This is a genomic window from Streptomyces sp. NPDC050121, assembly GCF_044460385.1.
GTDB classification, from domain to species: Bacteria; Actinomycetota; Actinomycetes; order Streptomycetales; family Streptomycetaceae; genus Streptomyces; species Streptomyces soliscabiei.
The window spans coordinates 214,904-238,131 of sequence record NZ_JBITJV010000010.1 but is presented as its reverse complement, the minus strand read 5'-3'; the positions used below and the strand labels follow the sequence as shown (position 1 = coordinate 238,131).

The window sequence follows — 23,228 nt, the reverse complement described above, 5'->3', positions numbered from 1 at the left end:
CTCCTTGGGCGTCGGCGGCGCGTGGCTCGCGCCGGGACGATCTGCAGTCAGTCTCTCCTCTTGCCTGGTGGACGCGCCACCATGTCCCGGTAACGGGCTGGGAGTGTTTTCGACCACACCCTGATTTCTCCCCAGGATCATGGCCGGTTCAAGCGCAGGTGAGGACCGTCTCTCCTTCACGTATCTCGCCGAACCACTCACAATGCCCCGTTAGTGTGGTGGTTCTGCCTTTCCGGTGACCTTTCCGTGACCTCGCAGCGCGTGTCGCCCTTGACCGCCGCACCGGATGGAGCAGTGCAGCACCTGGAGGTACCTGCCGTGTCCTTGCCCGCCGTCCTACTGGCCGCCGACGCCTCTCCGTCGCCGACTCCCTCGGAGTCGCCGACCGCGGTGACGGTCCCGTCCCTTCAGGACGCCCAGGAGAGCGCGACGAACGCGGCCAGCTGGGTCGAGCAGAACTGGTCGACGTGGCTGGCGATCGGCCTGAGGGTCCTGCTGATCCTCGCCATCGCCGTGGTGCTGAGAGTGGTGGTGCAGCGGGCGATCACCAAGCTGATCGACCGGATGAACCGCACCGTGGCGTCGGTCGACGGGACGGCGCTGGGCGGGCTGCTGGTCAACACCGAGCGGCGTCGTCAGCGCTCGCAGGCGATCGGCTCGGTGCTGCGTTCGGTGGCGAGTTTCCTGATCCTCGGCACGGCCGCACTGATGGTTCTGGCCACATTCGAGATCAACCTCGCCCCGCTGCTGGCCTCCGCGGGTGTCGCGGGCGTGGCGATCGGTTTCGGCGCGCGCAACCTGGTCACGGACTTCCTCTCCGGCGTCTTCATGATCCTTGAGGACCAGTACGGCGTCGGCGACCAGATCGACGCGGGCGTGGCCACCGGCGAGGTCATAGAGGTGGGCCTGCGCGTGACCAAGCTGCGCGGCGCCAACGGTGAGATCTGGTACGTCCGCAACGGCGAGGTCAAGCGGATCGGCAACCTCTCGCAGGGCTGGGCGACGGCCGGCGTCGACGTCACCGTCAAGGCGTCCGAGGACCTCGACCGGCTCAAGGCCACGCTGGACGAGGTCGCCGAGAAGATGAGCAAGGAAGAGCCCTGGAACGAGCTCCTGTGGAGCCCGATCGAGGTCCTCGGCCTGGACAGCGTCCTGCTGGACTCGATGGTGGTCCGCGTCTCTGCGAAGACGATGCCGGGCAAGGCCCTCTCGGTCGAGCGGGAGCTGCGCTGGCGCGTCAAGCGCGCCTTCGACGCGGCCGACATCCGCATCGTGGGCGGCGAGACCGCCCTCCTCACGGCGGACCCGGCCGACCCGACGGACGCGGTCGCGGCGCCGTCCGTGTTCTCCAACGCGGACTCCCCGCAGCACGAGGCGGCGACACCGATCACTCCGCAGCGGGCGACGACGCCTCAGGCGAAGTAAGAGACAACCCGCGCGGGCATCCGCCCCACGCCCCCGAGGTAACGACTCTGTTGCCTCGGGGGCGTTTGCCGTTTCGCGCCTTGACGCCCCCTTCGTGCCGGGCTTACGTTCCTGCCAGCCGATAGGAAACTTTCCTAACAGTGGCCGGAAGTGGACTTGTGTCCCGCGTCACTGAAAAGCTGTGCAGTTCAGAAAGGCAGGTGTCGACCCATGGCAGGAACCGCCGGTACGCCGGGCACGCCGCGCGTCCTGCGCGCCATGAACGACCGCGCCGCCCTCGACCTCCTGCTGGCGCACGGCCCCCTGTCGCGCACCCGCATCGGCAAGCTCACCGGCCTGTCCAAGCCCACCGCCTCACAGCTCCTGGCCCGCCTGGAGGCGGCGGGACTGGTCCTGGCCACCGGCACCACCGAGGGACGCCCGGGCCCCAACGCCCAGCTGTACGAGGTCAACCCGGCCGCCGCCTACGCCGCCGGTCTGGACGTCACCCCCGAACGCGTCCTCGCCGCCGTCGCCGACGTCACCGGCCGCACCGTGGGCACGTACGAGGTGCCCACGCCCGGCCGCAAGACCGCGGGGGCCGTCGTACGGCAGGTCACCGACGCCCTCGACGGCGCGGTGAAGGCCGCACACCTCACCCGGGACGACGTGCGGCGGCTCGTCGTCGCCACCCCCGGCGCCTTCGACCCCACCACCGGCCGTCTGCGCTACGCCTCCCACCTGCCCGGCTGGCACTCCCCGACGCTGCTCGACGACCTCGCCGCAGCCCTGCCGATGCCGGTCGAGTACGAGAACGACGTCAACCTCGCCGCCGTCGCCGAACAACGGCTCGGCGCCGCCCGCGACCACGAGGACTTCGTCCTGCTGTGGAACGAGGGCGGTCTCGGCGCGGCCCTCGTCCTCGGCGGCCGGCTGCACCGCGGCTGGACCGGCGGCGCGGGCGAGGTGGGTTTCCTGCCGGTTCCCGGCGCACCCCTGGTCCGGCAGGTGACCAAAGCCAACAGCGGCGGCTACCAGGAACTGGCGGGCTCGCAGGCCATCCCCCAGCTGGCCCGGGAGCTCGGCATGACCGGCATCCCGTCCGGACCGTACGCCGAGGTCGCAGCCGGGCTCGTCGAGCGGGCCGCCGCCGAGGACACGGTCCTGAACCGGCTGCTGCTCCAGACGTACGCGACCCGGCTCGCGACCGGTCTCGCCTCGCTCGTCTCCGTGCTCGACCCCGAACTCGTCGTCCTCAGCGGCGCCAGCCTGACCGCCGGCGGCGAGACACTGCGCGCCCTCGTCCAGGCCGAGCTGGAGGAGCTGGCCGCGTCCCGGCCGAAGCTGGTCATGGGCGACGTCACCGAACGGCCCGTCCTGCGCGGCGCACTGGAGAGCGCGCTGGCCGCCACCCGCGACGAGGTCTTCGACACCTCGCGCTAGCAGCACCCGCTCCCGCAGCTCCCCTTAACCACACCCCGAGCGTCACCTCACCTCGCGTCACACCTCACACCTCACACCTCACACCTCACCCTGTCCTGCCCTGTCCCTGGAAGGCTCCGCCATGCCCACACGCATATCCGAAGTCGTACGAAAGGCGGCTTTTGCCCTGACCGCCTCCACGGCCCTCCTGCTGAGCACCACCGCCTGCACCGGCCAGTCCGCGGCCGGCGCCGACGACGACGCGTCAAAGGAAACAACCCTTACCTTCTGGCACGCCTGGAGCGCGCCGAACGAGGTCAAGGCCGTCCAGTCGCTGATCTCGGGCTTCGAGAAGACGCACCCCAACATCCATGTGAACGTCGTCGGCAACATGACCGACGACAAGATCAACCAGGCGCTGCGCGCGGGCGGCAGCAAGGCGCCGGACGTGATCTCGTCGTTCACCACCAACAACGTCGGCAAGTTCTGCTCGTCGGGCGCCCTGATCGACCTCAACCCGTACTTCAAGAAGGCGGACATCGACCCGTCCACGACCTTCCCGAAGGCGATGAACCAGTACACCCAGTACGACGGCAACCGCTGCGCCGTCCCCCTGCTGGGCGACGCGTACGGCCTCTACTACAACAAGACGGCGTTCAAGAAGGCGGGCATCACCTCCCCGCCCAGGACCTGGACCGAGTTCGAGGCCGACGCCAAGAAGCTGACGATCCCCGAGGGGAACACGTTCAAGCAGCTCGGCTTCATGCCGGACTACCACGGCTGGGAGACCACCACCGAGCACTACCTCGGCCAGTTCTCCCCGACGTACTTCGACACGGCGGGCAAGTCGACCATCGCCACCGACCCGGCCGTGGCAGCCGCCTTCACCCTCCAGAAGAAGCTCGTCGACGAGCTCGGCGGCTTCAAGAAGCTGGAGACCTTCCGGTCGACGCTCGGCGACGAGTGGGGCCCGAAGCATCCCTTCCAGACCGGCCAGGTCGCCATGCAGCTCGACGGCGAGTGGCGTCTGGGCATGGCCCTGGACGCCAAGCCGGACTTCGAGATCGGCGTCGCCCCGCTGCCCGTCCCTGACGACCAGGCGGCCCAGTACGGCAAGGGCTACATCACCGGCACCATCGCCGGCATCGCCGCCACCAGCAAGAAGCAGAACGCGGCCTGGGAACTGGTGAAGTACATGACCACCGACACGTCCGCGGTCGTCGCCTTCTCCAACGCCATCCACAACGTGCCCTCCACGCTGGCCGCCCTGAAGTCCCCCGACCTGAAGTACGACCCGCGCTTCAAGACCTTCCTCGACATCGCCGCCAACCCGAACTCGACCACCTCCCCGGCCTCGATCAACGGCGGCGTCTACCTCGCCACCGTCCAGCAGCTCGGCTACGACTACGAGAGCGGCAAGGTCACCGACCTGCAGGCGGGCCTGAAGAAGGCGGCCGCGCAGATCGACACGGACATCGCGCAGGCGAAGTAGCGATGGCGGCCACCCACACGTTGCGGGCGAAGCACCGTCGCTCGACGCTGCGCACCCTCGCCTTCCTCTCCCCCTGGCTGATCGGCTTCGCGGTCTTCTTCGCGTACCCGATGATCTCGACGGTCTACTTCTCGTTCATGCACTACGACGGCTTCCGGCCGCCGACGTGGAGCGGCACGAAGAACTGGACGTACGTCTTCGAGCACTATCCGTTCTTCTGGCCGGCCCTGCGCAACACCCTCTGGCTCGTCGTGATCATGGTGAGCCTGCGGGTCCTGTTCGGGCTCGGGATCGGCATGCTGATCACGAAGATCAAGACGGGTACGGGTGTCTTCCGGACCCTGTTCTACCTGCCCTACCTCGCCCCGCCGGTCGCCGCGACGATGGCGTTCGCGTTCCTCCTCAACCCCGGTACGGGCCCGGTCAACTCGATCCTGGAGAAGATCGGCATCCCGGCGCCGGCCTGGTTCAACGACCCGGACTGGTCCAAGCCGGCCCTCACGCTGATGTTCCTGTGGGGCGTCGGCGACCTGATGGTCATCTTCATGGCCGCGCTGCTCGACGTGCCCAGGGAGCAGTACGAGGCGGCGGAGCTGGACGGCGCGTCGGCCTTGCAGCGGTTCCGGTTCGTCACCCTTCCCAACATCTCGCCGATCATCATGTTCGCGGTCGTCACCGGGGTGATCGCGGCGATGCAGTGCTACACCCAGCCGCTCGTCGCCGGAAAGGTCGCCTCGGGAGTGATCCAGGGCGCGGGCACCCTGTTCGAGCCCGGCTACCCCGAGCACTCCACGCTCACCCTCCCCCAACTCGTCTACAACCTCGGCTTCCAGCGCTTCGACTACGGCTCCGCCTGTGTCGTCGCCCTGGTCCTGTTCGCCCTGTCGATGGCGTTCACCGCGCTGTTGATGCGGCGCCGGGGCGGCCTCATCCAGGCAGGTGACTGACATGGCCCAGGACACGGCCCACGACAGGGCCCGGGGCACGACCCAGCGCACGACCCGGCGCACGGCCCGAGTACCGGGGCGGCAGGTGGAGTCGAAGGCGCCCGCCTCGCCCGCCGAGCGCACGGCCCGCCGCAAGGCGCTCCTGGAATGGATCGCGGTCCACTCCCTCGGCGTCGCAGCGGCCCTGTTCTTCACGCTCCCCTTCGTGTTCGTCTTCCTGACCTCCCTGATGAGCGACTCGCAGGCGCTCAGCCGGGACCTGATCCCGCATACCTGGGAATGGGCCAACTACCGGAAGGTCTTCGACACCTTCGGTTTCCTGACCTGGTGGAAGAACACGCTGATCTACGCCGGACTGGGAACGGTCCTTACCGTCGTGTCCTCGGTCCCCGTGGCGTACGCGCTCGCCAAGTTCCGCTTCCGGGGCCGCAATCTGACGCTGATGCTGGTGATCTCGATGATGATGCTGCCTCCGCAGGTGGTCGTCATCCCGATGTACCTCTTCTGGGCGAAGCAACTGGACCTGTCGGGCACCCTGTGGCCGATGATCATCCCGCTGGCGTTCGGCGACGCGTTCTCGATCTTCCTGTTGCGCCAGTTCCTGATGACGATCCCCAACGAGTACGTGGACGCGGCGAAGGTGGACGGCTGCGGTGACCTGCGCACCCTGCTGAAGGTGGTCCTGCCGATGGCCAAGCCCGGCATCGCGGCGATCGCGCTCTTCCAGTTCTTCGCCGCCTGGAACGACTACTTCGGCCCGCAGATCTACACCTCGGAGAACCCGGCCGCCTGGACCCTGTCCTACGGCCTGGAGTCCTTCAAGGGCGCGCACCACACCGACTGGAACCTCACCATGGCGGCCACCGTGCTGGTCATGGCCCCCGTGATCCTCGTGTTCTTCTTCGCCCAGAAGGCGTTCGTCGAAGGTGTCACCCTCACCGGCGTGAAGGGTTAACAAGGCTTGGCTTCCTCCCCCGCTCTAAAGGCGAGGGATTCCAGCGGTCGCCCGCTGGGGTTCCTGCTTCACCGACGACCGCCCCGTCCGGGAGGACTCCCGTTGAGGTCTTACACCGTCTCCACAGGCAGACGCCGCCAGCCCGGCGGCCAGGATGTTGCGCGCCGCGTTCACGTCGCGGTCATGCACGGCACCGCAGTTGTCGCACGTCCACTCCCGGACGTTCAACGGCAGCTTCTCGCGGACCGTGCCGCAGGCCCCGCACAGCTTCGAGCTGGGGAAGAAGCGGTCGACCACGACGAGTTCACGCCCGTACCAGGCGCACTTGTACTCCAGCATGGAGCGCAGCTCCGTCCACGACGCATCGGAGACGGCGCGCGCGAGCTTGCCGTTCTTCAGCAGGTTGCGGACGGTGACGTCCTCGATCACGACCGTTTGGTTCTCACGGACGAGACGAGTCGACAGGTACCCCCACCCCGGCCTGAAGGCCGGGGTATCCACAAAGGAGAGCCTCGATGAAACTCACCGTGGTCGGCGGCGGCTCGACCTACACACCCGAACTGATCGACGGCTTCGCACGCCTGCGCGACACGCTCCCCGTCGAGGAGTTGGTCCTCGTCGACCCGGCGGCGGAACGCCTGGAGCTGGTGGGCGGGTTGGCCCGCCGCATCTTCGCCCGCCAGGGCCACCCCGGCCGGATCGTCACGACGTCCGACCTGGACGCGGCCGTCGAGGGCGCCGACGCCGTCCTGCTGCAACTCCGTGTCGGCGGCCAGGCGGCCCGCGAGCAGGACGAGACCTGGCCCCTGGAGTGCGGCTGCGTCGGACAGGAGACGACCGGCGCGGGCGGCCTGGCGAAGGCGCTGCGCACCGTTCCCGTGGTCCTGGACATCGCCGAACGCGTCCGGCGCACCAACCCGCACGCCTGGATCATCGACTTCACCAACCCGGTCGGCATCGTCACCCGGGCCCTGCTGGGGGCCGGCCACAAGGCGGTCGGCCTGTGCAACGTGGCCATCGGCCTCCAGCGCAAGTTCGCCGGCCTGCTCGACGTCACCCCGGCCGACCTCCACCTGGACCACGTGGGCCTCAACCACCTCACCTGGGAGACGGGGGTCCGCCTGGACGGCCCCGAGGGCGAGGACGTCCTGCCGGACCTCCTGACCACCCACGCCGACGCGATCGCCGCCGACCTGCGGCTGCCCCGCGAGGTCCTGGACCGCCTCGGCGTGGTCCCGTCGTACTACCTGCGCTACTACTACGCGCACGACGAGGTCGTACGGGAACTGCGCACCAAGCCGTCGCGGGCGGCCGAAGTCGCGGCGATGGAACGCGAGTTGCTGGCGCTGTACGCCGACCCGGCGCTGGCCGGGAAGCCGGCCCTGCTGGCGAAGCGCGGCGGCGCGTACTACTCGGAGGCGGCCGTGGATCTGGCGGCGGCCCTGCTCACCGGCTCCGGCAGCCCGTACCAGGTGGTGAACACCCGCAACAACGGCACGCTGGCCTTCCTCCCGGACGACGCGGTGATCGAGGTCCAGGCGGCGGTGGGCCCCAAGGGCGCCTCCCCCCTCCCCGTAACGCCGGTGAACCCCCTGTTCGCGGGCCTGATGGCGAACGTGACGGCCTATGAGGACCTGGCCCTGGACGCGGCCCTGCACGGCGGCCGCAACCGCGTCTTCAAGGCGCTTCTCTCCCACCCGCTGGTCGCCCAGTACGAGTACGCCGAGCAACTGACCGACCGACTGATCGCACACAACCGGGAGCACCTCGCGTGGGCCTGACGGCAAGTGTGCTCGCCATCGACGCGGGCAACAGCAAGACCGACGTCGCGGTCGTGGCGGCCGACGGAGCGGTCCTCGGCACGGCTCGCGGCGGCGGCTTCCGCCCGCCCGCGGTGGGCGTGGAACGGGCCGTCGACGCCCTGGCCGACACCGTCACGCGCGCGTACCGGACAGCCGGCGTCAGCACGGCGACCCATGTCTCCGCCTGCCTGGCCAACGCCGACCTGCCGGTCGAGGAGGAACAGTTGGCGGCGGCCCTGCACGCGCGCGCGTGGGGCGGGTCCGTGGACGTCCGCAACGACACCTTCGCGATCCTGCGGGCGGGCGTGGCCGACCCCCTGGGCGTGGCCGTCGTCTGCGGCGCCGGCATCAACTGCGTGGGCATGCGCCCCGACGGCCGCACCGCCCGCTTCCCGGCGCTGGGCCGCCTCTCCGGCGACTGGGGCGGCGGCTGGGGGCTGGCCGAGGAGGCCGTCTGGCACGGGGCACGGGCGGAGGACGGCAGGGGCGCCCCCACGGCCCTGGCCCGCACGCTCCCGGCCCACTTCGGCCTGCCGTCCATGTACGCCCTGATCGAGTCCCTGCACCTGGAGCACATCCCGCCGTCCAGCCGCCACGAACTGACCCCTGTCCTGTTCGCGACGGCGACCGCGGGCGACCCCGTGGCCCGGACGCTCGTCGACCGCCTGGCGGAGGAGGTGGTCACCATGGCGACGGTGGCGCTGACCCGACTGGAACTGCTGGAGGAGGAAACGCCGGTGCTGCTGGGCGGAGGAGTCCTGACGGCGGGCCACGAGCAACTCGACGACCGGGTGCGGGAACTGCTCGCGGTCAGGGCGCCGAAGGCGGTGCCGAACGTGGTGCGCGCACGTCCCGTGCTGGGGGCGGCCCTGCTGGGTCTCGACCGACTCGGCGCCGCGGCCCAGGTGCAGCGGTCGGTGCGGGCCTACTTCGAGCGGCCCGGCCCTGCCGCCCTCAGGGAACCGAATGTGCGCCCACGACGTATTCATGAACAGGGGTGACTGCGATCTGATCAAGATCCAGTGAAGGCCGGTGCGCACAACACCTCCCGCCAGCGATACTTACCGGCGGGAGCTGACCATGGGGGAGGTCAAACAGTGGCAAGCCTGGCGAACCCGCCGACCAGTACGACACCACCGCCGACACGCCGTACGGCATTCGCCGAGGGCGTCGACAAGGCGCGCGCCGTGGCGACCACGGAGCCGGGGCGACTGCGCATCATCGGCGCCTTCCTCGCCCTGCTCGTCCTCGCCTTCGGCGCCGTGACGGCCTGGCAGACGACCGACCGCGAGGCCGCCGCCGACGACGTGCTGCACAAGAGCCAGCCGCTGAGCGCGGCCGCCGCCGACATCTACCGCTCCCTCGCCGACGCCAACACGGCCGCCTCCAGCGGCTTCCTGGCGGGCGGCCAGGAGACGGCGGAGTCCCGGCAGCGCTACGAGGACGACATCGACAAGGCCGCCTCCAAGCTCGTCACCGCGGCCAACAACGCCGACCCCGGCTCCCCCTCCACGGCGGTCATCACCAAGCTGAACAAGCTGCTGCCCGAGTACAAGGGCCTGGTGGAGCGCGCGCGGACGTACAACCGGCAGGGCTTCCCGGTCGGCGGCGCCTATCTGCGGTACGCCAACCAGAAGATGCAGCAGGAGATGCTCCCGGCGGCCGAGGATCTCTACACGAAGGAGAACCAGCGCCTCCAGGACGACTACGGCCACGCCACCCCCTACCCGTGGGCGGCGATCGCGCTGGGCGTCCTCGCACTGGCCGGTCTCGCCTGGGCGCAGCACCGCAACTACCGCCGCACGAACCGGGTCCTGAACCACGGCCTGGTCGCCGCGTCGGGGGCCACCGCTGTCGTCCTGCTCTGGCTGGTCGTCGGCCACAGCGTGGCCCGCGCGGGTCTGAACGACTCCTACGACAACGGCGTCCGTTCGCTGAACGTGCTGCACGACGCCCGGATCGCCTCCCTCAAGGCGCGCGGCAACGAGAACCTGACGCTGGTGGCCCGCGGCGCCGAGACGGTGAAGGTGACGGCCGACGGCGCGGAGGTCACGCTCGACAAGTACGACCACGACTTCGCCACCGACATGACCGCCCTCGGCAAGGGCCTCACCCTGGCGGCGAAGCTCGCCGACGACCAGTCGGGCGAGAAGCCGGTCGCCTCGGCCGAGAGCAACATGGCGGAGTGGAAGAAGCGCCACACCGAGGCCCGCTCGCAGGACGACAACGGCAACTACGAGCAGGCGCTGGCCCTGGTCATCGGCGGCAAGGACGCGACCGGTGCGTGCTTCGACAACGTCGACCAGAACCTCGCGGACGCGCTGGCGCACGAGCAGGTCGAGTTCCAGCAGGCGGCCGGGGACGGTCTGGACGCGATGACCGGCCTGGCGGTCGGCGCCGCCGTGCTCGCCGTGCTGGGCGCCGCGGGCGCGGTCCTCGGCATCGGCCGCAGGCTGTCGGAGTACCGGTGAAAGGGGGCGTGGCGATGCGTGCGCAACGTGTGCGGGACAGCCTGAAGGGCTGGGGCGGCGTGGGGGCCATGGCGGCCGTCTGCGCCCTCGCGCTGGCCTTCGTGCTGCTGCTGCCGTGGGCGCACTCCCACGGCGACGCCAGTGCGGGGCGGGGCGGGCGGGGCGCCGCCGAGGGCAGCCCGGTGGCCGACGCCGCCTGCACGGCCCCCGAGAAGCAGACGCTGGCGCCGTCGAGCGCGGACGGCCCGACGATCGCCGCGATCAAGGCCCGACAGGGCGAGAAGCGCAAGCTGATCGTCGGCGTCGACCAGAACAGCTACCGCTGGGGCTACCGCGACCCCAACAACACCGGCGCGGAGCTGGAGGGCTTCGACATCGACCTGGTCCACCGGATCGCCCAGGACCTCCTCGGCGACCCGGAAGCCGTCCAGTTCAAGGCCATCCCGACCAACCAGCGCATCCCGGCCATCCAGGAGGGCCGGGTCGACATGGTCGTGCGCACGATGACGATCTCCTGCGGCCGTCTCTCCGACGTCGCGTTCTCCGCGCCGTACTTCAAGACGGGCCAGCAGGTCCTCGCCCCCAAGTCCTCGACGATCACCGGCTACAACGACACGCTGGCGAAGAAGAGGATCTGCACGGCGACCGGTTCGACGGCCAACACCAAGCTCGATGACGACAAGAAGGCGAACCGGCTGCCCGCCACCGTCGACATCGCCACCACCGTCCCCAACCAGCTCGACTGCCTGGTCCGGTTGCAGCTCGGCGAGGTCGACGCGGTCGTCACCGACGGCGCGCTCGCGGCCAGTCAGGCGGCCCAGGACCCCACGGTCGAGCTCAAGGGCGCCCCGTTCACCGTCGAGTACTACGGCGTGGCGATGAAGAAGGACGCGAGCGATCTGGTACGCCGGGTCAACCAGATCCTGGTGGAGTACCGCGCGAGCGGCTGGCAGGCCTCGTACGACAAGTGGCTGTCGGCGACACTGGGCAGTGACGCGACGACGTCGAAGCCGCCCACGCCGCCGCAGTACCTGCGCACGAGTTGACGGACCGACGGGCAGGCAGAGTACCGAGCGTAGAACCGACAAGGCAGCGAGAGGTGATCGATGGGCGTCACGGGACCCCCCGGGCCGGTGATGGACCGGGACGAGGTCGACCGTGCGCTGGCGCGGCTCGGCGCGGAGCACGAGGCGATCGAGACCTCGCTTCTCGCCCTGCAGGACCACGCGGGCCGCAGGCTGCTGGAGGGCGCCGAACTCACCGGCGTCACCAAGGAGCGCTGGGCGTCCGCGGAGGCGTCGATCACGCTGCTGTGGGCGTACTTCGACGCGTACACGGACGCGCTGCGCGGCGCCCGCGAGATCCGTTCGCGCCGCCGCTGGTCCAGCCGTGAGGACCTGGTGGAGCTGACGGAGCTGCTGCGCGGGGAGTCCGTCACCGTCGCCGGATCGATCGCGGGGTCCCTCGCCGGGCCGCTGGCCGGGTCGGCCGCCGCCCTGGCCGGCGCGCCGACGCTGCACGGCTCGGGCAGGCTCAGCCAGAGCTTCTCCCTCACCACCCTCGTCGACCGCATGAACGAGCTGTACGCCTCGTCGCTGGACATGGTCGTCGCCGCCGACGCGGTGTGGTCGGCGCTGCCCGCGCGGATAGATTTACTGGCCGCGGAGCTCCAGCGCACCCGCCGGCTCGCCCACTCCGTGGGCGTGCGCCCGGGCGAGCACCCGGCGGGCGACGACCTGGAACGCATCACGCACACGCTGACCGCCCTGCGCGAGCAGGTGGTGTCGGACCCGCTCGCGTACTGGATGCGCGCGCAGGGCAGTTCGGCCCCGGGCGGCGGCCGTCCCGACACCACGGTGTACGACCGTGAGGCGCGCGCCCTGGAGGACGTACGCCGGGAGATCGACGCTGTCCTGACGGTCCGTCAGGACGCCGAGCAGCGGCTGGTGAAGCTGCGGGACATCCTCAGCCGCGCCGACCGCACACTCGCCGAGGCGCGCACCGCGCGCGGCGAGGTGCTCGCGAAGATCGCCGCGACCGAGGTGCCGGTGGTCAGCGGCCCGCCGACCGTGCTGCAGGAGCAGCTCGCGACGGCCGCCGAGTACCGCAGGCAGGCCCAGTGGCACCGTCTGTCGCCGCTCCTGGAGACCCTGGAGCAGAAGGCCGAGGACGAACTGCTGCGTGCCCGCGAGTCGTTGACCGCGGTCACCCAGCCGCTGGCGGTCCGCGCGGAGCTGCGCGGCCGCCTCGACGCGTACAAGGCGAAGGTCGCCCGGCACGGGCTCGCCGAAGACCCGTTCCTCATCGAGCGCTACGACGCGGCGCGCCGCATGCTGTGGAGCGCGCCCTGCGATCTGCGCGTCGCCGGACAGGCCGTCCTGCGCTACCAGCAGGCCGTCGCCGAACTGCTGGCCGCCCCACGTGTGCCGGATCAGGGCGGCTTCGAGGACCGTAGGGGGGAGCAGTAGCCATGAGTCAGGCAGGGCAGTCGTGTCAGCGGCCGGGCTGCGAGGGGTCGTACGAGGACGTGGGCGGCGGTGAGCTGTACTGCGACACCTGCGGTCTGGCGCCGGTCGTCTCCAAGAGCGGCATGGTCGGCTCACCGCCGACCGGGGTGACCGCGGGCGGCAAGGGCTCGTCGGACAGCGGGAGTTCACGCTCCGGCGCGCACAGCGCCCGCAGTGCCCGAAGTTCCCGTACGTCGTCGCAGTCGGCGAAGTCGCGGCGCTCGGTGTCGGGGCGGCTGTCGCGCTCGCTGTCGGGCAAGTCGACGGGCCGCTCGGTGTCGGTGCGCTCCTCCGGCTCCGCGGCCGGCTCCTCCGGGCGGGCCCGGCTCGGCGCCGGCCTGGTCTCGGTGCCGCAGGTGCCGCGTCCCGACCCGCGCGCGATGGTCCTCGACAACCCCGAGGTGCCCGAGCGCAAGCGGTTCTGCTCGCGTTCCGACTGCGGTGCGCCGGTGGGGCGTTCGCGCGGCGAGCAGAAGGGGCGCACGGAGGGCTTCTGCACCAAGTGCGGTCAGCCGTACTCCTTCGTGCCGAAGCTGAAGGCCGGCGATGTCGTGCACGGCCAGTACGAGGTCGTGGGCTGCCTCGCGCACGGCGGTCTCGGCTGGATCTACCTGGCCATCGACCGCCCGGTGGGCGACCGGTGGGTCGTCCTGAAGGGTCTCCTGGACACCGGTGACCAGGACGCGATGGCCGCGGCCATCTCCGAGCGGCGCTTCCTCGCCGAGATCGAGCACGCCAGCATCGTGCGGATCTACAGCTTCGTCGAGCACCTCGACCAGCGCACCGGCTCGCTCGACGGCTACATCGTCATGGAGTACATCGGCGGCAAGTCCCTGAAGGAGATCGCCAACGACCGCCGCACACCGCACGGCAAGCGGGATCCGCTCCCCGTCGAGCAGGCCTGCGCGTTCGGCATCGAGGCACTCGAGGCGCTCGGCCACCTGCACAGCCGCAACCTGCTGTACTGCGACTTCAAGGTCGACAACGCGATCCAGAGCCAGGACGAGCTCAAGCTGATCGACATGGGCGCGGTCCGGCGCATGGACGACGACGAGTCGGCCATCTACGGCACGGTCGGCTACCAGGCCCCGGAGGTCGCGGAGGTCGGCCCGTCCGTCGCCTCCGACCTGTACACGGTGGGCCGTACGCTCGCCGTCCTGACGTTCGACTTCCAGGGCTACACGACCGTCTTCGTCGACTCCCTGCCCGACCCCGACAACATCGAGGTCTTCCGCCAGTACGAGTCCTTCTACCGGCTTCTCGTCCGCGCCACCGACCCCGACCCGGCCCGCAGGTTCGCCTCCGCGCAGGAGATGGCGGAGCAGCTGACGGGCGTGCTGCGCGAGGTCGTCTCGCTGCAGAGCGGCCGGGCGCGGCCCGCGCTGTCGACCCTGTTCGGGCCAGAGATCAAGGTCACGGACACCGAGCTGTTCCCGAAGCTGGACGGCGAGGTGTCCCGGCTGGGGAGCCGGGTCGCGGTCAAGTCCCGGCGGCTGTTCGGGAGTTCGGGAGCAACGGCGGCCCTCGGCGGCGGCACGGGCGGAGCTACAGGCGGGACCGGTGGTACCGGCGGGACGGGTGGTGCGGGGGGTGCGCTTGCGCCGTCCGGCGGCGCCGTCCCTGCCCTCGCCTTCGCGGGCGCCCCCGGCGGCGCGCTGCCGATAGCCGGTACGGGCATGGGTACGGGTACAGGTATGGGTACCGGCGGTGTCCCGGTGTCGTCCGGCGGCGGGTCCGGCGTCGTTCCCGGTGGCCTGGTGAAGACCGTCCCGGCGCCCGCCGCGGCCCTGGCACTGCCCGTGCCGCACGTCGACCCCTCCGACCCCAACGCGGGCTTCCTCGCAGGCCTGTTGACGTCCGCGCCCGGCGAGCTGATCACGGCGCTCGCCGCCGCGCCGGCGCCGTCGGTCGAGACCCGGCTGCGGCAGATCCGCGCCTGGCTGGAGAACGGCGACCACCAGGCCGCCCTCATGTCCCTCCAGAAACTGGAGGACGAACGGCCCGACGACTGGCGGGTGGTCTGGTACCGGGGCGTGGCCTCGCTGGTCACCGGCGATCACGAGGGCGCCGCGCTCGCCTTCGACGCGATCTACGACGCCTTCCCCGGCGAACCCGCGCCCAAGCTGGCGCTCGGCCTGTGCGCGGAGGTGCTGGGCCAGCTCGACAACGCCGCCGAGTACTACCGCCTGGTGTGGTCGACCGACCCCAGCTATGTGAGCTCCGCGTTCGGCCTGGCGCGCGTCCAGCTCGCCGCCGGGGACCGCAAGAGCGCCGTACGGACGCTGGAGTCGGTGCCGGAGTCCTCCATCCACTACACGGCGGCCCGGGTGGCGGCCGTGCGCGCCCGGCTCCGGCAGCGGACGGCGCTCGCCTCCGACGTACCCTTCCTGGAGGACCTCACCGCCGCCGCGGCCCAGGTCGAGGCGCTGGACGCGTACGGTCTGGATCCGCAGCGGCGCGAGCAGCTGTCCGCCGAAGTCCTCGGCTGCGCCCTCGACTGGATACTCTCCGGTGGCCGGGGCGCGGGACCGGACGCCCGGCGGGCGCTGCTCGGCAGCGAACTGGACGAGCGGGGGCTGCGCTTCGGCCTGGAGCGCTCGTACCGCACGCTGGCCCGGCTGGCGACCGGCGGTGAGGAGAGGATCGACCTGGTGGAACGTGCCAATCGTTACCGCCCCCGGACGTGGGTGTAGTTGATGTCGCAGATGCCCCGGCAGGCCGCCCTGCCGACGTGTCCGAGCTGCGCGGAGCCGCTCGACGCGGCTGACCGTTTCTGCGGTGCGTGCGGATACGACCTGTCCGCCGTGCCGCCCGGCCCGGACGACCATCCGACCCTCACGATGAACGGCTCGACCGAACCGGCTCCTGCGGAGGGGACCCCGGTGAGCGGTACGACCGTGTCGGGCACCGGTGTGAGCACCGTCCCCGGCGTGGGCGGCGTGCCTGGCGTCGGTGCCGTACCCGGCGTCGGTGCCGTACCCGGCGTCGGTGGTGACTCCGGCGCAGGCGGTGGCAGCGGTGGCTTCGGTGCCGGCGGTGTCTCCGGGGTGCGGTTCGACCGGCCCTCGGAGCCGGACGAGTACGCCCTGCAGGCGCCGGACCCCCGGGTGGCCGCCGAGGCCGCCGCGGTGGCCGAGACCGCCAAGGTGTGCGTGGCCTGCCGCGCGGGCCGGGTCGACGACGACGGCTACTGCGAGAACTGCGGGCACGCCCAACCCCGCGAACGCGACCACATGGAACTGGAGTCGGGCCCGCTGGCCGCCGTCAGCGACCGCGGGCTGCGCCACCACCGCAACGAGGACGCCTTCGGCCTCGGCCGCACCGCCCTGCCCGACGGCTCCCCCGCGCTCGTCGCGATCGTCTGTGACGGCGTGTCCTCCGCGACCCGCCCCGACGACGCCTCCCTCGCCGCGTCGAAGGCGGCCAGCCAGTCGCTGCTCGCGGCCCTGCCGCAGGGCACGCACCCGCAGCAGGCCATGTACGAGGCGATCGTCGCCGCCTCGTACGCGGTCAACGCGCTGGCCGACGAGCCTGCCACCGCCCGCGAGCACGCCCCGCACCAGAACGCCCCCGCCTGCACCCTGGTCGGGTCGGTCGTCACACCCGGGCTGCTGGTCGTCGGCTGGGTCGGCGACAGCCGCGCCTACTGGGTCCCGGAAGACCGCAGCTCACCCCCGGCCCGGCTCACCGAGGACGACTCGTGGGCCGCCCAGATGGTCGCCGCGGGCCTGATGAACGAGGCGGAGGCGTACGCCGACGAGCGCGCCCACGCGATCACCGGCTGGCTCGGCGCCGACGCCTACGAACTGGAGCCGCACACCGCCTCCTTCAAACCCGACCGGCCCGGTGTGGTGGTGGTCTGCACGGACGGCCTGTGGAACTACGCCGAGGCGGCGGAGGAGATGGCCGAGGTCGTCCCGCCGGACGCCTCCGCACGCCCCCTGCACAGCGCGCGCGTTCTCGTCGGTCACGCCCTGGACGGCGGGGGCCACGACAACGTAACAGTGGCCGTCGTGCCGTTCCCCGCCCCCGCACATGGGGCAGGATCGGCCTGAGGGCCGCAAACCGGAAACACGGGAAAACACAGGCAACACGGGGAAGCACGCGTACGGACCGGTGGGGACCGGTCCGTATCCAGACATCACTCCACGAGGGTGGGGTTTCCGAGGGGGATTTGAGCAGGCATGGCCATTTTCTCGAAGTCGAACGTGCCGCAGTTCTCGATGGACGTCTATCAGAACGAGTATCTGCCGGAGGGCGGGCGTGAGGTCAACGCGATCGTCACGGTGACCGCCACCGGCGGCGGCACGGTGGGCAGCGCGGTCGCCGCGCCGCACCTCTACTCGCCGGGCCAGGGCCCGTCCGCCGCCGTGGCGATCATGGTGGACTGTTCCGGCTCGATGGACTACCCGCCGGCCAAGATGCGCAACGCCCGCGACGCCACCGCCGCCGCCGTCGACACCCTGCGCGACGGCGTGCACTTCGCGGTGATCGGCGGAACGCACGTCGCCAAGGAGGTCTACCCGGGCGGCGGCCGGCTGGCGGTCGCCGACGCGACCACCCGCGAGCAGGCCAAGCAGGCGCTGCGCCGGCTCAGCGCGGGCGGCGGCACGGCGATCGGCACCTGGCTGCGCCTGGCCGACCGGCTGCTGTCCACCGCCGACGTCGCCATCCGGCACGGCATCCTGCTCACCGACGGCCGCAACGAGCACGAGGCGCCGCAGGATCTCAAGGCCGCCCTCGACGACTGCGCCGGACGTTTCACCTGTGACGCCCGTGGCGTGGGCACCGACTGGGAAGTGAAAGAAGTCACAGGGATCGCCTCCGCGCTGCTCGGCACCGCCGACATCGTCGCCGACCCGGCCGGCCTCGCCACCGACTTCACGCAGATGATGGAGACGGCGATGGGCAAGGAGGTCGCGGACGTCGCCCTGCGGCTGTGGACCCCGGTCGGCACCACCATCAAGTTCGTCAAGCAGGTCGCGCCGACGGTCGAGGAACTGACCGGACGCCGCACGGAGGCGGGCCCGCGCGCGGGCGACTACCCCACCGGATCCTGGGGCGACGAGTCCCGCGACTACCACGTGTGCGTCGAGGTCCCGACGGCGAACATCGGCCAGGAGATGCTGGCCGCACGGGTGTCCCTGGTCATTCCGCAGTCCGACGGCAGCGTCCAGAACCTGGGCGCGCAGGGTCTCGTACGGGCCGTGTGGACCGACGACATGGCCGCCTCCACGTCGATCAACCCGCAGGTCGCCCACTACACGGGGCAGGCCGAACTGGCACAGGTCATCCAACAGGGGCTCGACCTGCGCAAAGCGGGCGATATGGATGGAGCAACGGCCAAACTGGGCCGGGCCGTTCAGCTCGCGAGCGTCTCGGGGAACGCGGATACTGCGAAACTGCTTGCGAAGGTGGTGGACGTGGTCGATGCCACGACAGGTACTGTGCGACTGAAGGCGAAGGTCGCGGACGCCGACGAGATGACGCTCGAGACCCGGTCCACAAAGACTGTTCGTGTAAAGAAGTGACCTGAAAGCGCTTTTGGGACACCGAAGGAGAGAGGGGGACGCGCCGACATGCCGACCTGCCCGAACGGACACCAGTCGGGTTCCGACGACTGGTGCGAGGTCTGCGGTCACCGCATGGCCGGTGCCGTACCTCCGCCCCCTCCCCCGCCGCCCCCCACCGCCGGCGGCGGCTACGGCTTCCCGCCGCCCCCGCAGGGCCCCGGCCAGGGCGGTCAGCCCGGGCCGCCCGGCGGACGGCACCTGTCCTCCGTACCGGATCACGAGCCCGAACTCTGCCCGCAGTGCCGTACGCCCCGTGAGGGCGGTGCGCCGTTCTGCGAGGAGTGCCGGTGGAACTTCCTGACCAACACGGCGACCTCGTACACCCCGGCCGCACCGCGCCCGCCGGCGCCCGGCCCGGGTCCCGGTCCTGGTGCGGGGCAGGGTTTCGGCCCGGGGCCCGGAGGGCCGGGTCCGGGTGGCGGTCCTGACGCGCGCTTCCAGCCGCCGCCTCCGTCGTACGGGGGCAGTGATGCGTTCGATTACCAGAGCTCCCGTCCGTCACAGGTGAATCGTCCTGCCGAGCCGATCCCGGGCCCGCCCTTCGGCGGCGACCCGTCGGGGCGGACCGGTGGTCCTGGCGGGCAGGGCGGTCCTGGTGGCCAGGGCAGGCCCGGCGGTCCCCCGCCGGGTGCCTTCGGACGTGACCCTTCCGGTCCGGCGGGTCCGGGCGGCGACCCCTTCGGGCCGCCTTCCGGTCCTGGTGGCCGTCCCCCCGGCCCGCCCGGGGATCCCTACCGGCGTGAGCAGAACGGGCAGTCCTCCGACCCCTTCGGACGCGAACCGTCCGGTCCGTCCTCCGATCCCTTCGGGCGCGAGCCGTCGGGTACGTCCGGCGACCCGTTCGGACGCGAGCCGTCCGGCCCCGGTGGCCGCCCTCCGGGCCCGCCCGGCCCCGGCCCGTCGGGTCCCGGCCCGTCGGGTCCCGGTGGCCCTGGAGGTCCCGGGGGCCCCGGTGGTCCGTCCGGCTTCGGCGGCGACCCGTCGCGGCCGGTTCCGCCGCCGCCCGGGCCCACGCCCACGGCCGGCCCCGGCTTCCCGGGCCAGCAAGGCTTCGGCGGCCCCGGAGGTCCTGGGGGCCCTGGTGGCCCCGGGGGTCAGGGGCGTCCCGGAGGGCAGGGTGGGCCCGGAGGGCAGGGTGGGCCTCAGGCTCCGCAGGCGTTCCAGCCGTCCGGTCCGTCGGCCCCGTCCGGGTACCCGCAGGAGACGGGCCGTCCGCAGCAGGGCGGTCAGCCCTTCGGCGGCGGTGACGACGACTGGGTGATCTCCCCTCCGTCGAACACCGGCCCCGGGCAGGGCGACCCCAGAAGCCCCGGCGGCCCCGGCAACGCCCAGGGCGGCGGTGGCTACGGCTACCCGCAGCCCGGCGCCACACAGGCCCCGCCCCCGCCCGGCCCGGCGTTCCCGCAGCAGCCGGCGACCTGGACGGCGACCATCGGCCCGGACCGCTCGTACTTCATGGCGATGATGCACCGCTCGGGCCCCGAGGCCGCGGGCCTGAACCTGCCCGCGTACTCGCCCGAGCAGCAGCGCCCCCTCACCGGCAACCAGATCACCATCGGCCGCCGCCGCCACTCCACCGGCGAGACCCCCGACATAGACCTGTCGGTGCCGCCGGAGGACCCGGGCGTCTCGCACCAGCACGCGGTGCTGGTCCAGCAGCCGGACGGCAGCTGGGCGGTCGTCGACCAGAACTCGACGAACGGCACGACGGTCAACGGCTCGGAAGAACCGATCCAGCCGTTCGTCCCGGTACCGCTGCAGGACGGCGACCAGGTGCACGTGGGCGCCTGGACGACGATCACGATTCGCCGCGGCTGAGCCACGTGTCCGGCGCACGGTGGCCTGCCACCGATCAGGCACGTGAACAACGCTGCGGGTGAAAAACGCTGCGGGTCAGTACGCCTAGACCCCGACGAGGCCGGGGGCCGACGAACCCGGCAGGGGCCAGGCGTACGCGCCCTCCGGTTCGTCCAGCCACGCCCACGCGTGCTCGGCGCCGACCGTGATGCCGTAGCGCTCCCGTCCCGGCCTGCCCTCGCGCTCCCACAGGGCGAAGGCCTCCTGGGGGTCGAGGGTGCCCCGGGTCAGGGCCAGCAGGAAGCGGAACAGCTCGTTCTCCCGGGCCCGGCTCGGCACCCCGGCGAGCGCCACCGGCTCCGGCTCGGGCTGCTCCGATCCACGCAGTGGCACGAAGTAGGCCGCGGTGGGCAGGAAGCGCCCCTCGCCGTATCCGGCGTCCCGCACGGTCAGCGCGATCAGCCCGGTGGCCAGCGGCGCCAGGATCAGGGCGCCGGGGGTGCACTGGGCGAGCCAGGCGCGCGGGATCGACGTCAGCGTGCACGTCGCGATGATCCGGTCGAAGGGGGCGCGTTCGGGAACCCCGCGCGCCCCGTCCCCGGTGACGACGGTCGGCCGGTATCCGGCGGCGGCGAGGTGTCGGCGGGCGGACTCGGTGATCTCGGGGTCGAGGTCGACGGTGGTGACGTTCTCCTCGCCGAGCCGGTACGACAGCAGCGCCGCGTTGTACCCCGTCCCCGCCCCGATCTCCAGGACCTTCTCGCCGCCCTCGACCCGCAGCTCGGCCAGCATCAGCGCCATCAGCGAGGGCTGGCTGCTGGAGGAGAGCAGCACGCCGTCGCGCAGCCGGGTGGCCAGCGGCACGTCCTCGTAGGCGCCGCGCACCCAGCGTTCCCTGGTGCGCGGGTCGGGGCTCTCGCCCCAGCGCCGGTCGCAGCCGCCGACGCCGCCGCCGCTGACGTAGTAGTACGGCACGAAGAGGTGGCGCGGGACCGTCGCGAAAGCCGCCCGCCAGCCCGGGTCGGCCGCGAACGCCCCGCTCGCCTCGATCTCACGGACCAGCGCGGCCCGCGCCGAGACGGCGAGGTCCTCCAGCTCCCTGTCCACTACGTGGGCGCCCATGCCTCCACTGTGCGGCGGAACCCGCCCCGAGGCGAACGTGGTGGTACCGGGACCGGGCCGCGCGGTGCCGGGCCCTGTGGTCCTAAGCCTTCAGTCCTCCGTCCACCCGTCTGAGACCATGGGAGACGTGAAAGAGATTCGGCGCGGCACGCTTCAGGAGCAGACCTTCTACGAGCAGGTCGGTGGGGAGGAGACCTTCCGCCGGCTGGTCCACCGTTTCTACCAGGGAGTCGCCGAGGACCCGATCCTGCGGCCCATGTACCCGGAGGAGGACCTGGGTCCCGCCGAGGAGCGGTTCGCGCTGTTCCTCATGCAGTACTGGGGCGGTCCGACGACGTACAGCGACAACCGCGGCCATCCGCGCCTGCGCATGCGTCACGCCCCGTTCGTCGTGGACCGGGCCGCGCACGACGCCTGGCTGAAGCACATGCGGGACGCGGTCGACGAGCTCGGCCTGTCCGAGGAGCACGAGCAGACGCTGTGGAACTACCTGACGTACGCGGCGGCGTCGATGGTGAACACCCCGGAGTGACGGTCTCGGCGCGCGTGGACCGGTTTCGTCCGGTGCGGACCGGTTTCAGCCGGTGCGGACCGTTTCGGCCGGTGTCCGCCGGGGTCGGCCCGGGGTCGGGTCAGCGGACGCTGACGTCGAGCATCCCCAGCCGTCCGGTGCGCCGTACGGCGATCGACCCGTAGGGGGTGCGCAGCCGCAGCCAGCCGCCGAGCGAGAGCAGCGCGAGGTCGCCCGCGCTCGCCGAGGGCCGCAGGAATCCGAGCGACTGGGCCGCGTGCACGGCCCGCACGGGAAGGCCGGTGTCCCCGACCGTCCGGGACCAGATCTCCCGGCCGATCCGGTCGAGTTCGCCGCGCGTGCGCAGCTCGTCCGCCAACTCCTCGGTACGGGACCGGAATTCACCGACGGCCGCCCCGACCAGCGCCCGTAGCGCGTCCGGTGCGGGCAGTCCCGGCTCGGGCCGCCACCCGCCGCGCGGCGGCAGCACTCCGGCCCACGGCGGCCCGGTGACGGACTCCGGGACGACGGCCGTGGCGGCGCTCTCGTCGACGGACTCCAGCAGCTCGCCCGCCGACACCGTCACGTCCAGCGTGACATCGAGGCCGTTCTCGTACGGCTTGGCCAGCCGGACCGCGCGGATCGCAAGCACCTCGAAGGACGGCGGGCGCCCGAAGACGGCGAGCGCGGTGCCGGCCGCCTGCAGGCGCACCGCGGCTCCACGGTCGTAGTGGAGCAGCCGGGAGAGGAAGGCCGCGAGGTCCGCCGCCTCCCCCTCGTCGGCGAGGTGGAGCACCGTCATGCGGCGACGGCCTCCTTGTCGGCATCCTCGTCGTCGTCCTGGTACTCGGCGAGGAACTCCCGCTCCTCGGCGGTGAGCCGACGCGGCCGCTCGGCCTCGAAGTCGAACGGCACGACCACCGTCGAGGCCCGGACGTAGACCTGGTCGTCGTCCTTCACCTCGTAGGTGATCGTGAAGGACGCCGCCCTGATCTCCGTGATCCACAGCTCGATGTCCACGGGCGTGTGCCGGTGGACGAGCTGCCGCTTGTAGTCGATCTCATGGCGCGCCACCACGGACCCCTGCTTGAAGTCCTTCTCCGGGCGGAACAGGAAATCGATGCGGGCTTCTTCCAGGTAGCGGATGAAGACCGCGTTGTTGACGTGACCGTACGCGTCCATGTCCGACCAGCGCAGCGGGCAACGGTAGAGGTGGCGCAAGACC

At 71.6% G+C, this 23,228-nt stretch carries 18 protein-coding genes and 1 pseudogene; 15 read left to right on the top strand and 4 right to left on the bottom strand.

The window, feature by feature from the left end; all coding sequences use genetic code 11:
* The first annotated feature begins 318 nt into the window (after positions 1-318).
* The 5 genes from ACIBTS_RS18115 (at position 319) to ACIBTS_RS18095 (ending at position 6,220) form a co-directional block, all read left to right on the top strand.
* A complete protein-coding gene (locus ACIBTS_RS18115; RefSeq protein ID WP_399320442.1) occupies positions 319-1,425 on the top strand; it encodes a mechanosensitive ion channel family protein in 1,107 nt (368 codons plus the stop codon).
* A gap of 210 nt (positions 1,426-1,635) precedes the next feature.
* On the top strand, positions 1,636-2,847 hold the full coding sequence (locus ACIBTS_RS18110) for an ROK family transcriptional regulator (RefSeq protein ID WP_399320440.1): 1,212 nt from the start codon (positions 1,636-1,638) through the stop codon (positions 2,845-2,847).
* Positions 2,848-2,968: 121 nt separating this feature from the next.
* The gene (locus ACIBTS_RS18105; RefSeq protein ID WP_319674716.1) at positions 2,969-4,318 is read left to right on the top strand and encodes an ABC transporter substrate-binding protein; all 1,350 of its coding nucleotides are present in this window, start codon (positions 2,969-2,971) and stop codon (positions 4,316-4,318) included.
* Positions 4,319-4,320: 2 nt separating this feature from the next.
* A complete protein-coding gene (locus tag ACIBTS_RS18100) occupies positions 4,321-5,265 on the top strand; it encodes a carbohydrate ABC transporter permease (RefSeq protein WP_399320437.1) in 945 nt (314 codons plus the stop codon).
* Between the two features lies 1 nt (position 5,266).
* Complete coding sequence (locus ACIBTS_RS18095) at positions 5,267-6,220, top strand: carbohydrate ABC transporter permease (RefSeq protein WP_399320435.1); 954 nt, start codon at positions 5,267-5,269, stop codon at positions 6,218-6,220.
* 24 nt (positions 6,221-6,244) lie between these two features.
* Here the strand turns inward: ACIBTS_RS18095 and ACIBTS_RS18090 are convergent.
* Positions 6,245-6,685, bottom strand: a pseudogene (locus ACIBTS_RS18090) (RNA-guided endonuclease TnpB family protein); the annotation flags it as partial.
* Between the two features lie 50 nt (positions 6,686-6,735).
* On the opposite strand from ACIBTS_RS18090, the gene ACIBTS_RS18085 reads away from it, so the two are divergent.
* The 9 genes from ACIBTS_RS18085 (at position 6,736) to ACIBTS_RS18045 (ending at position 20,391) form a co-directional block, all read left to right on the top strand.
* Positions 6,736-8,001 carry a 6-phospho-beta-glucosidase gene (locus ACIBTS_RS18085; protein ID WP_399320433.1) on the top strand — a complete coding sequence of 422 codons (1,266 nt, stop codon included), beginning with the start codon at positions 6,736-6,738 and terminating at the stop codon, positions 7,999-8,001.
* The gene (locus tag ACIBTS_RS18080) at positions 7,992-9,023 is read left to right on the top strand and encodes an N-acetylglucosamine kinase (RefSeq protein WP_399320431.1); all 1,032 of its coding nucleotides are present in this window, start codon (positions 7,992-7,994) and stop codon (positions 9,021-9,023) included. The genes ACIBTS_RS18085 and ACIBTS_RS18080 overlap by 10 nt, the downstream gene beginning before the upstream one ends.
* Positions 9,024-9,119: 96 nt before the next feature.
* Entirely contained in the window at positions 9,120-10,493 is a 1,374-nt protein-coding gene (locus tag ACIBTS_RS18075) for a hypothetical protein (protein WP_399320429.1), read from the top strand.
* 14 nt (positions 10,494-10,507) lie between these two features.
* Positions 10,508-11,539, top strand: coding sequence for a glutamate ABC transporter substrate-binding protein (locus ACIBTS_RS18070; RefSeq protein WP_399320427.1), 1,032 nt, complete (start codon positions 10,508-10,510; stop codon positions 11,537-11,539).
* Positions 11,540-11,599: 60 nt separating this feature from the next.
* Positions 11,600-12,961: a hypothetical protein gene (locus tag ACIBTS_RS18065; protein ID WP_399320425.1), complete on the top strand. Its 1,362-nt coding sequence runs from the start codon at positions 11,600-11,602 to the stop codon at positions 12,959-12,961.
* 2 nt (positions 12,962-12,963) lie between these two features.
* Positions 12,964-15,693: a tetratricopeptide repeat protein gene (locus tag ACIBTS_RS18060; RefSeq protein WP_399320423.1), complete on the top strand. Its 2,730-nt coding sequence runs from the start codon at positions 12,964-12,966 to the stop codon at positions 15,691-15,693.
* The gene (locus ACIBTS_RS18055) at positions 15,694-17,055 is read left to right on the top strand and encodes a PP2C family serine/threonine-protein phosphatase (protein WP_399320421.1); all 1,362 of its coding nucleotides are present in this window, start codon (positions 15,694-15,696) and stop codon (positions 17,053-17,055) included.
* A 129-nt stretch (positions 17,056-17,184) separates the two neighbouring features.
* Entirely contained in the window at positions 17,185-18,531 is a 1,347-nt protein-coding gene (locus tag ACIBTS_RS18050; RefSeq protein ID WP_399320419.1) for a VWA domain-containing protein, read from the top strand.
* Positions 18,532-18,579: 48 nt separating this feature from the next.
* On the top strand, positions 18,580-20,391 hold the full coding sequence (locus ACIBTS_RS18045) for an FHA domain-containing protein (RefSeq protein ID WP_399320417.1): 1,812 nt from the start codon (positions 18,580-18,582) through the stop codon (positions 20,389-20,391).
* An 84-nt stretch (positions 20,392-20,475) separates the two neighbouring features.
* Here ACIBTS_RS18045 and ACIBTS_RS18040 read toward each other — a convergent pair whose 3' ends face one another.
* Positions 20,476-21,492 (bottom strand): methyltransferase domain-containing protein, encoded by a 1,017-nt coding sequence (locus ACIBTS_RS18040; protein ID WP_399320415.1) that lies wholly within the window; start codon positions 21,490-21,492, stop codon positions 20,476-20,478.
* 118 nt (positions 21,493-21,610) lie between these two features.
* On the opposite strand from ACIBTS_RS18040, the gene ACIBTS_RS18035 reads away from it, so the two are divergent.
* Entirely contained in the window at positions 21,611-22,024 is a 414-nt protein-coding gene (locus ACIBTS_RS18035) for a globin (protein WP_319676372.1), read from the top strand.
* Between the two features lie 100 nt (positions 22,025-22,124).
* Here the strand turns inward: ACIBTS_RS18035 and ACIBTS_RS18030 are convergent, their stop codons facing one another.
* Complete coding sequence (locus tag ACIBTS_RS18030; protein ID WP_399320413.1) at positions 22,125-22,805, bottom strand: hypothetical protein; 681 nt, start codon at positions 22,803-22,805, stop codon at positions 22,125-22,127.
* Positions 22,802-23,224: an acyl-CoA thioesterase gene (locus ACIBTS_RS18025; protein ID WP_399320411.1), complete on the bottom strand. Its 423-nt coding sequence runs from the start codon at positions 23,222-23,224 to the stop codon at positions 22,802-22,804. Before ACIBTS_RS18025 ends, ACIBTS_RS18030 begins: the two co-directional genes overlap by 4 nt.
* Positions 23,225-23,228: the final 4 nt, after the last annotated feature.